The sequence below is a fragment of the Sphingobacteriales bacterium genome (assembly GCA_016711285.1).
Lineage (GTDB): Bacteria > Bacteroidota > Bacteroidia > Chitinophagales > UBA2359 > JADJTG01.
In genome coordinates, this window is the sequence record JADJTG010000012.1 from 519,129 (window position 1) to 527,772 (window position 8,644).

The following is an 8,644-nucleotide window of genomic DNA, read 5'->3' on the forward strand; positions in this document are numbered from 1 at the left end:
AACATTTGTATTTTTTTCATTTTTCATTTATTGTTTTTCATCTTTTATATTTTTCAATGAAAGCTATCAACGTTGCCGAACATTTTAAAACGCTCATTTCCCATTGCAAAGAATACGGTTTTATTTTTCCTTCCAGCGAAATATATGACGGTTTGAGTGCCGTGTATGATTATGGACCTTATGGTTCTTTGCTCAAAAACAACATCAAGGAATATTGGTGGAAAAGTATGGTGCAAATGCACGAAAACATAGTGGGTATTGATGCCGCTATTTTTATGCACCCCAAAACGTGGAAGGCTTCGGGGCACGTTGATGCTTTTAACGACCCGCTGATAGATAATAAAGACAGCAAAAAACGCTATCGTGCTGATGTATTGATTGAAGATTTTGTGGCAAAAATTGATGCCAAAATAGATAAAGAAGTAGAAAAAGCGGCGGCACGTTTTGGCGACAGCTTTGATAAAGAGATGTTTGTGGCTACCAATGCGCGGGTGCAGGAGTATGTGAAGAAAAAAGAAGAAATTATGGGTCGCTTCACAACAGCCACGGCGCAGGGCGATATGGCGGGTTTGAAAGCTATCATTGACGACAACGAAATTGCTTGCCCCGAAAGCGGCAGCCGCAACTGGACGGAGGTGCGTCAATTTAATTTGATGTTTTCTACACAAATGGGAGCAGTAGCCGAAGAGTCCAATACGCTGTATTTGCGTCCTGAAACGGCACAGGGTATTTTTGTAAACTTTTGAACGTACTCACCACGGCACGCCAAAAAGTGCCTTTCGGTATTGCCCAAATCGGAAAAGCCTTCCGCAACGAAATTGTAGCGCGGCAGTTTATATTCCGTATGCGCGAGTTTGAGCAAATGGAGATGCAGTTTTTTGTGCGTCCGGGCGAAGAGATGGAATGGTACAACTACTGGAAAAGCAAACGTATGGCGTGGCATCGCGCTATTTTTCCCGAAAATGCGTTGCGATTCAAAGACCACGACAATTTGGCGCACTATGCCAATGCTGCCGTAGATGTTCAATTTGATTTTCCTTTCGGATTCAAAGAATTGGAGGGTATTCACAGCCGCACCGACTTTGATTTGAGTCGCCATCAGGAGTTGTCGGGCAAAAATTGCAGTATTTTGACAGCGAACTCCAGCAAAGCTATGTGCCGTATGTGGTGGAAACTTCGGTGGGGTTAGACCGTATGTTTTTGGCGGTGATGAGCAGTTGCCTCACCGAAGAAGAAGTAAACGATGCGCAAGGCGAAGCTGCCACACGCACCGTATTGCGCGTGCCGGCGGCTTTGGCTCCGGTAAAAGTGGCGATACTGCCGCTTCTCAAAAATCGCGAAGAACTTACCAACAAAGCGCGTGAGATTTTCCAACGTCTCAAAATGGAATTTATTTGTCAGTATGACGAAAAAGATGCCATTGGTCGCCGCTATCGCCGCCAAGATGCTATCGGTACGCCTTATTGTGTAACCATTGATTTTGATACGCTGAACGATGATACCGTTACTTTGCGCGAGCGCGACAGTATGGAGCAGGTGCGTATTCACATCAGCGAAATAGAAAACATTGTACGCAGCAAAGTGAGTTTTTCCACTTTACTGAAATAGAATCATCTTTTTGTAAAAATATTTTCCAAAAGCAAGCGGTGCTGTACACAAAAAGCTGACACATTGCTTGCTTTTTCGTTTATTCGCTGTTTTGTTGTTGATATGCTTGTATTTCGTAGCGGTATGCACCCCGTTCAGCAGTGGCGTATAATTGCGGCAATGTTTTTTTCAGCCGTTGAACCTCGTACCACGCCACCGAGCCATCGGCGATAATCGGAGTATCGGGAGCAAGCTGTCGTAAAATCTGTTGCGCCTTTGCCGTTATTTTTCCGCGCAATACGACCATATCCGGCTGCCAATAACCCAGCGTATCGGGTATATTTTCGGTGCTGCCCAACAACAAAACAGATGTATGCCCTGCCACCAACAAAGGAGATTGTCGCAAAATACGTTCATCAGAATAGTCATATTCCAGCAGCAAGTATCTGTTTTCGTCAATCGCTCCTGCTTAAATCGCGGCGATATATTAAAATTGAGAGCTGCTGCATCGTGTGCCAAAGTGCTATCTATACACAAATACACCTGTCGGTTTGTGTTCAAACTCTATTGCGCTGTGTTTGAGATATGATAAACGATGATATGCTGCGATAATGTAAAGCTCTTTTAAAGAAGAAGCCGACAAAATAAACAGCATCAAGAGTGCAAATTTTAGAAAAGAAACGTGCTTATTGATAAAAAACATCGTAAACCCCGCAATACAGGCATACAATACCACTGCTTCGCCTGCACTCAAAGGAAGCGGCTGCCACAAAGCTCCGGGCAAATGTTGTATGATGCCCAGCATACCATTCATAACATTAATCAACTGCTGCACCAACACGCCCAAAGCATAGCCCAAAGGCTCAATTGCGGCTACTGCCAACAACAGCAATCCCAATTTCAGCAATATATCGGCGACTGGAACTGCCACCAAATTGGATATTACAAAATACAAAGGAAATTGATGAAAATAATAAATCAGCAAAGGCAAAGTAGCAATACTCGCTGCCAGCGTAACGCTGATGCTGTTCCAAATCATATCTGCCCAATAATGGCGGCTTATCCACCAGTTTTGGATATAAGGATTGAGCCAAATAATACCCAAAACCGCCGAATATGACAACTGAAAACCGATATTATACAAAGATAAAGGATTGAATATCAGAAGAATAAATGCCGTTGCTGCTACGATATTCAGTGTAATTTAACGGCGCCCCAGCAACTGCCCCACGCCCACCATTGCATACATCAGGGCGGCACGCACCGCCGATACACCGACAAACCCGACAACAAAGTATAAAGTACCACACAGGCTATCGCCATCACAAGTGCTGTTTGTTTGCCTTTGCGCCACCGCCGCAGCAACCACACAAAAAAACATATAAGTATTGCCAATAAGCAAAATATGCAATCCCGAAACCGCCAGCAAATGAATAGTGCCTGTTTCGGCATACATTTGTACCAGTTCGCTGTCTAATTCATAACGATACCCCAGCAACAAAGCTTTGGCAACGCCTGTTTCCTGCTCACCGGTACATATTTTCCAGCAAATCAATAAATATTGTTGCAAATGAAAAACCTGAGCCATCAATACATTTGCCTGCGAAGGAGTATCCAACAAATGATAATCCTGACTGCAAATATGCCTGATGGAATACATTTTGTTGCGACAAGAAAAAACGATAATCAAACTGATACGGATTGGCGGTGGCAACACGGCTTGTAGAAACGGTATTTTTATGAGCAGAGCATCGCCATAGTGAAGTTGCGAAACGAGGCTGTCTTTTGAGGTACAATAATATATTCCTCTACAATGTTGAAACGAAGCCGTAGTTGATGATAATGACGACGAAACAATTTGTGTGACCACCGCCTGAACCGCATAAGTATTTTTCTTTTCAAGGGGCGGCTCTGCCAAATATACCGCCAAATAGGTTGTGGCGGCGGCACTATCGGAAGTCGGCGGCAACAAGTGGCTGAATTGGTCAGGTTTGTCTTTTGAATAAAAAAATTTACCGACAAAATACCTGTCAAAAAGAGCAACAATGACCCCATCAGACCAAGTAACCAACGATATTGCAATGCAAACAGACGAACAGATGATAACAGCACATACAAGAGGAAAACAAAAACAGTCGGTATGAAGATATTGAACATAGCCTCATACAAGTTTGACCCTTACAGCGATAACAATACCAAACGCATAAGGCAGCAAAAGCCGCCAAGCAGGATATTTATCCCATTGTATTTCTACATATGCAAACCGATTGTCCAAATATAGGAATAACTCAATATTGACAAAATACAAAAAGGAGTTTTTTAAATTTTTTAGCAAAAAACAGATAATAACGGTATATCAGATTGCAATGAAATAGATAATGCTAAAAATCAACTAAAATGCAGACAACATTCTTTTTTGTCCGTTAAAAAAAATAGCATTATCCATCTTATCTTGCTTTGTCAATATAAACGCTTAGGGGTTCAGGGATTTAAGAGCAGCTTATGGCGGTGTCTTTTTCATTGTTGACATAATAATAGGCGTTGCCACCCCAAAGCTGACGGCAAAATAGCTTTTAAGGTTTTTTCTAATGGTGTGCGATAGGGTAAATATCTTGTTCGCGAAACATCGGAAACTCTTTGCGCACATATTGCACATATTCTTTAATACGGCGGCAGCAGGGCGATATTCTTGGGCAAAGGCTTTGGTGGGGTATTTTTCAGTTCGTTGCTATGCTTGCAAAATATTCATAGCCGAAAGCAGGTACTATAGATTGCAGACTGAGCGCAATTTCGTTGAGATAGAGGGTATCCAAAGGCACAAACACATCAGGAATAATGCCGCCGCCGCCATAAATCACTTTTCCTGCGGCAGTGGTATATTGCAAGGAATCGTTGAATTTGATACTGTCGCGCTCGAAGAGTTCGCCACTCAAAATGCGGTTGAAAGTTCCTCTTCATACGCTCCTTCGTGTGCGGAGTATTGCCGTAGGGCTTTTGAATACAGCGTCCGCTGGGTGTATAATAACGTGCCACAGTAAGCCTCATTGCGCCGCCGTCAGCCAAATCGTATTGCTCCTGCACCAAACCTTTCCAAAAGAACGCCGCCCCACTATCAGCCCGCGGTCCCAATCCTGCAAGGCACCGCTACAATCTCACTCGCCGATGCCGAATACTGGTCTATCATCACCGCTATTTTGTTTCTCAAATGCCCTCTTTGCTTTGTCATATACCCCCTCTCTGTCGGTATGGTCGCCTTCGGTGTAGAGCATAATTTTTCTGCCGCCCAGCATCCATCTAAAATATTGGTGGCAGCATCTAAATAACCGCCGCCATTGCCGCGCAAGTCCAGCACCAACTGCCGCATACCTTCTTTGCAACTGCTCCATTTTACTCATAAATTCTTTGTAGGTGGTGGCACTGAATGGTCTATTTTGATGTAACCGATTTGTGCGTTGAGCATACGGCAGCATCTATGCTTTCGAGCGAAATATTGTCGCGCACGATGTTCATATCTATCTGCCGCCCAAGCCGTTGCGTGCCACCGATACTTTCACGCGCTGCCTTTTTGCCTTTTAGCAGTTGCACTACTTGTTCGCTGTTCAAATCTTTCCGGGCCACCAAAGAGTCGTTTACTTTCACTATTTTATCGCCCTTACCTGCATACCGAGTTGGCGGGCGGGGCTGTTTCTAAGGTATTCGTGATATGAATGGTATCATTGATATTAGAAAACTCTATGCCGATGCCTTCAAAATTGCCCTCTAATTCTTCATTACCGAACTCAACTCTCTTCCCGGGAGATATGTAGGCGAGTGCGGGTCCAAATGTCAAAGGACTATTTAAAACCCTTGCAATACTTCGTGGCGGCGGGCGGTATCCACATAACGGGCATTGATGGAACGATCACTTGCTCCACTTACACGCTCTTCGGTAGCACCTTTGGTAGCTACGCTCCGACACCGGACGGCGCATTTTTTAAGATTTCGTGCAGTTTAAAGCCATCTGCATACCGATAATCATCACCAAAGCATACAAAAACGGCTGCCAAGCGCGACTACGAAAATCCTTTGGAGGAAGGAGAAGGAGTATTTTCTTTGTAAATATTGACGATAATCAGAGGCGCAAAATAAAAGGTTGTCGCGTAAAAAAACGACTAAGTATATATAAAAAATTCTATCGCAGTACAAGATAAGCGTAAAAACTTCGCCGCAAGTATAATTTTATTTTTCTACTAGCCTACGCTGCTTTTATTTTGCAAAGCAGCCATTTTTGGTTAAAGCATATATTTTAAGTATCATTTATAAAATCGTGAAGAAAAAAACGTACCTTTGCAGCGCATTTATCAAGACCCTTGCGGATATTATTCTCTTTACAATGCTAGTTTGATTTCAAAAGGTGTAACGCTATGTTTTAGGTTCGATATATCATTTATTTTACCTGACATATCGGGCTTTGATAAAAAAATATGATTCCCGGGAATAAAAAGCGAGCAAAATTTTCAAACAAAAACAAATGGAGAAAAAAACGCGTCCTATTGGCGACCCACGAATAGACCTCTTACCTAATGGAAACCAGCAGCCACTTTGATTAACCAACTGTCGCGTAGTTTGTTGGCAAAAGACTAAGAAGTGCGTGTATTGATTCCGCGTTTTGGTGTTATCAACGAAGGCGGCATCGTCTGCACGAAGTAGTACGCATTATCGGGTATCAATATCGTAATTGAAGAAGATGATTATCCGCTATTGATTAAAGTAGCTTCCTTACAGGAAACGCGGATGCAAGTGTATTTTTGATAATGAGGAGTTTTTTAAAAGAAAACAGGTATTTGCCGATGATGAGGGCAATCCTTGATGATAATACAGACCGAAAGGTGGTTCTTTTGCAGAGGCGTACTGGAAACCGTAAAAAATTCGGCTGGCCTGGATATTATCCATTCTACGGTTGGATGACGAGCCTGATTCCTTTGTTTCTCAAAACTGCCTAAAAAGAAGCGGTATTCGCCGACACCAAAATTATTTATTCGGCATATCCCAGCCCTTTGCAGGAAATAGTGAAAGTACTTTCTTTACAGCAAAGCCCTCATTAAAAACGTAAATGAAGAGGATTTTAAAAGTATTTGCCGACAGCAGCGTGGCTTCTTTGCATACCGAGCCGTGCTTATGCCGATGGCGTAATTGTGGGTGCAGAAGGATTGCCAACTTCGGTGTTAGATGCGGATTCACGCTTCCGACAACAGGCATTTGGACTATGTCCCGAACAGGATTTGGAGGTGAATCAATTTTTATCAAATGTTGTTTGCCGAAGAACCAAATAAGTAACCCTTTTATATTGTTACGTTAATCAGCACAATACTCTGTGTGCTTTTTGAGCAGTGCAGGGTGTAGTAAAGAGTATTGATGTTGTTTTGGGCGGGGTATGGTTGTAAATGAGGAGTGATTGCCTGATGGTTTGATATTATATAGGTATAATTTATACCGTTGTTCTGTCGTTTTATTTCTTTTGAAAAATTATGCTTAATACATTGAAAAAAAATCCTTTTTATCATTGGCTCACAGCCTGTTATATTGTGCTGTCTCACTTTGGCGGCGGCTCCTGCAAATGAAAGCACTGAATAGGAAATGACTTTTTAGACAATGATGATAATCCTATCAATACAATTTTACGGATACGCTCACGCTAAGTGCAGTTGGAACGCCGCTTGATTCTCTGATTACCAGCAGCAGTGCTACCAATTACTCGGCGTATTGCACGACCCCATTTTCGGTACTTCACAGGCGAGGTGTATGCCCAGCTCACCATTCCATACTCCGACCTGACCTTGTAACTAATCCTATTATTGACTCGGTAGTGCTTACTTCGCCCAACGATTATTCTTTTAATCCCGTTTATGGCAATGCGGCGGCGCAACACGATATTTATGTATCGCTATCACGCAGCGCATCACCGACACGATACATTATTCTTACGAAACTTCGGCTACGACCCTCAATGGGGTGCAAAAGTAGAAGATGAAACTTTTGCACCCACCGACTCTGTGTATATTCTTCCTGCCGACTCTCTGCCGCCGCAATTGCGTATTTCAATGCCACCCGCTATCGGCGAAGAAATTAAGGACCCCCATAACACACCCGGAAATTTTGAAAGTAGGCCACTTTTAAAGATGCTTTTTATGGTTTTTATATTGCTTGCGACTCCACTAAAGGAAATAGTGACACGTATGCTCAGAGGCACTTCGCGGCTTTCGGTGCTATTACAGCGAGCATCCGAACGATACCACCATCAACAACAAGTGCATCATTTCCTTTAACTATCAACAGTTTAATCATTTCAGTCACAATTATATCGGTACTCCTGTTGCCGAAGCCCTGAACAATAGCGGCGATGTTACTGCTCTTATTTATTTCTTGCAGGGTATGGAAGGCATTGATATGAACATCACAGTTCACTTACATCAATCGTTTAGGAAATATTGTATTATCAACGGAGCGCAATTGGAGGGTCAAACAAACGAATGATTTGGACGCAGGCAGTTTTACTTTTGGACCCACCCAAGCAACTTTATTTTAATATCAAGGGTGATTCTGGATTTTTATAAAACTGTTGACCAGCAAGTCGGCTATCCCTTCGGATACTTTGGAAGATAATTCGGTGCAAAATCATTTGAGTATGGTCACGCACCCCAATAATGTTACCGTTTTGTAATAGAAAAAGACAGCACTTCAGAAATAGCCGCAGGCAATATAAATCGCTATGATTTGAGTGGTCCTGACCGCTATAACAATCCGTATCGTTTGGAAGCAGGCAGCACTTCGCATAATTCCAAGCCCTTAAAATTATTGCTCCTGTTATACCAAAATAGATTAAATAAAAAATAAGGGACAGCAATGAAAAGGATAGTGTTGTATTAAATATTATCATTTTCATCTATTCTTTTAATTTATTATTTTATATTCATAAATCGCTTCGCCAAAGTGAAAGGAAAAAGTATATCCTTTATTTTGGCGATAATTTTTATATTTATTCTAATAAACTTATTCAACAACGTAAGAAGTATTTACA

10 protein-coding genes and 2 pseudogenes are annotated in these 8,644 nt (G+C 42.3%); 4 read left to right on the forward strand and 8 right to left on the reverse strand.

The genetic code is table 11. The annotated features are described in order from the left end of the window. Positions 1-65: 65 nt before the first annotated feature. A pseudogene (locus IPL35_09240) lies at positions 66-1,608 on the forward strand (glycine--tRNA ligase). Positions 1,609-1,687: 79 nt separating this feature from the next. On the opposite strand, the gene IPL35_09245 reads toward IPL35_09240, so the two are convergent. From IPL35_09245 to IPL35_09280, 8 genes and pseudogenes are all read right to left on the reverse strand, one after another. Continuing rightward, positions 1,688-2,029 carry a hypothetical protein gene (locus IPL35_09245; protein ID MBK8443578.1) on the reverse strand — a complete coding sequence of 114 codons (342 nt, stop codon included), beginning with the start codon at positions 2,027-2,029 and terminating at the stop codon, positions 1,688-1,690. An 81-nt stretch (positions 2,030-2,110) separates the two neighbouring features. Next, positions 2,111-2,791: a ComEC/Rec2 family competence protein gene (locus IPL35_09250; protein MBK8443579.1), complete on the reverse strand. Its 681-nt coding sequence runs from the start codon at positions 2,789-2,791 to the stop codon at positions 2,111-2,113. Further along, positions 2,792-3,556 carry a ComEC/Rec2 family competence protein gene (locus IPL35_09255; protein MBK8443580.1) on the reverse strand — a complete coding sequence of 255 codons (765 nt, stop codon included), beginning with the start codon at positions 3,554-3,556 and terminating at the stop codon, positions 2,792-2,794. Positions 3,557-4,304: 748 nt separating this feature from the next. Then, the gene (locus tag IPL35_09260; GenBank protein MBK8443581.1) at positions 4,305-4,520 is read right to left on the reverse strand and encodes a hypothetical protein; all 216 of its coding nucleotides are present in this window, start codon (positions 4,518-4,520) and stop codon (positions 4,305-4,307) included. Then, positions 4,414-4,716: a hypothetical protein gene (locus IPL35_09265; protein ID MBK8443582.1), complete on the reverse strand. Its 303-nt coding sequence runs from the start codon at positions 4,714-4,716 to the stop codon at positions 4,414-4,416. Before IPL35_09265 ends, IPL35_09260 begins: the two co-directional genes overlap by 107 nt. Beyond that, positions 4,700-4,957 (reverse strand): annotated as a pseudogene (locus tag IPL35_09270) (hypothetical protein). The gene IPL35_09265 and the pseudogene IPL35_09270 overlap by 17 nt, the downstream one beginning before the upstream one ends. A 56-nt stretch (positions 4,958-5,013) precedes the next feature. Next, positions 5,014-5,208, reverse strand: a complete 195-nt coding sequence (locus IPL35_09275; protein ID MBK8443583.1) for a hypothetical protein — start codon at positions 5,206-5,208, stop codon at positions 5,014-5,016. A 31-nt stretch (positions 5,209-5,239) separates the two neighbouring features. Next, positions 5,240-5,416: a hypothetical protein gene (locus IPL35_09280; GenBank protein MBK8443584.1), complete on the reverse strand. Its 177-nt coding sequence runs from the start codon at positions 5,414-5,416 to the stop codon at positions 5,240-5,242. On the opposite strand from IPL35_09280, the gene IPL35_09285 reads away from it, so the two are divergent. The 3 genes from IPL35_09285 (at position 5,410) to IPL35_09295 (ending at position 7,892) form a co-directional block, all read left to right on the forward strand. Next, the gene (locus IPL35_09285; protein MBK8443585.1) at positions 5,410-5,601 is read left to right on the forward strand and encodes a hypothetical protein; all 192 of its coding nucleotides are present in this window, start codon (positions 5,410-5,412) and stop codon (positions 5,599-5,601) included. The genes IPL35_09280 and IPL35_09285 overlap by 7 nt on opposite strands. A gap of 1,100 nt (positions 5,602-6,701) precedes the next feature. Next, positions 6,702-6,899 carry a hypothetical protein gene (locus IPL35_09290; GenBank protein MBK8443586.1) on the forward strand — a complete coding sequence of 66 codons (198 nt, stop codon included), beginning with the start codon at positions 6,702-6,704 and terminating at the stop codon, positions 6,897-6,899. Positions 6,900-7,502: 603 nt separating this feature from the next. Next, positions 7,503-7,892 carry a hypothetical protein gene (locus tag IPL35_09295; protein MBK8443587.1) on the forward strand — a complete coding sequence of 130 codons (390 nt, stop codon included), beginning with the start codon at positions 7,503-7,505 and terminating at the stop codon, positions 7,890-7,892. Positions 7,893-8,644 lie beyond the last annotated feature (752 nt).